Source organism: Bradyrhizobium sp. Mp27 (genome assembly GCF_029953005.1).
In the GTDB taxonomy this organism is placed as follows: domain Bacteria; phylum Pseudomonadota; class Alphaproteobacteria; order Rhizobiales; family Xanthobacteraceae; genus Bradyrhizobium; species Bradyrhizobium barranii.
In genome coordinates this window covers 1-883 of sequence record NZ_JASAUS010000552.1, presented here as the reverse complement: position 1 = coordinate 883, position 883 = coordinate 1, and the positions used below count along the sequence as shown (strand labels likewise).

General features: G+C 57.5%; 1 protein-coding gene and 1 pseudogene. Both read left to right on the top strand.

Annotation, left to right across the window (positions count from 1 at the left end; translation table 11 throughout):
• The first annotated feature begins 133 nt into the window (after positions 1-133).
• Complete coding sequence (locus QJT78_RS51700) at positions 134-727, top strand: SEC-C domain-containing protein (protein ID WP_080587093.1); 594 nt, start codon at positions 134-136, stop codon at positions 725-727.
• 19 nt (positions 728-746) lie between these two features.
• Positions 747-883, top strand: a pseudogene (locus tag QJT78_RS51695) (IS630 family transposase); the annotation flags it as partial.

The window sequence follows — 883 nt, the reverse complement described above, 5'->3', positions numbered from 1 at the left end:
TACAGGTGGTCAGGCGGTGAAAAGCCGAAGGCAATCCTGTGCGCCTCGTCAGACAAGATGTGCGGCCGCATCAATCGGGCCAAAAAGCCGCACTCTCACGAATAGGACGGGTTAGCTGCAGGCGAGCCGCAGGATGCCGAAACGCCCGATGTGGAAGCCAAAATGGAGCGAGCCATGCCCATGCGCCTCCGGTAAAAAGTTCAAGGATTGCTGCTGGCGGCGCCTGCCGGGTTTTGACATCGGGAAGGCATACAGGGCAGCCCTACGGGAAAAGCATTTCGAGCGGGCCCTGCAGGCAACGCGCGCTGACGTCACGCAGTACACGATATGGCACAAGACGAATACCGCGCCAGCGCTGGCGGTAGTCGGAGACGGACTGAAGCTGCTTCGCATCGATGTGAACGCACTGGGTGCTTACGTTGGCCGTTTGTCCTCGCTGTATTTTCACCTCGGGCTTTGGAAAGACTGGACCGCCGTGCTGGATCGGCTGCGCACCAATATCCAGCATCCTGCTTGGTACAGGAAGATCGCGTATTACCTCGCCTTCTATTACCTCAGCCCCGGCGGTGATCGTGCAAAGGCCCGGCAAGAGCTGGCGAAAGCAGGCCCGATTACGAAAAAGGAAGAGGACCTTGAGCTTTTGCAGCTGTATGTCGATCTCGAATTTGATGACCTGCCATTTGCGGCTCGTATCGAAATACTAGTACCCACTTTTCTTGGAACGTGAGTCGTGATTCAAGGTCGGGATGATACCCGAAGCAAGAGAAGTCCGCCTTTCGAGGAAAGATCGCAAGGTGCTTGAGGCGTGCTGTCGCTCACCGGTGACGTTGCAGCGCGATTTGAAGCGGGCGCGGATAGTTCTGTTGGCGGCGGATGGGCGCAG

Coding starts and splice junctions, on each gene's coding strand:
- QJT78_RS51700 (WP_080587093.1), top strand. CDS start 134: ATGCCGAAACGCCCGATGTGGAAGCCAAAATGGAGCGAGCCATGCCCA.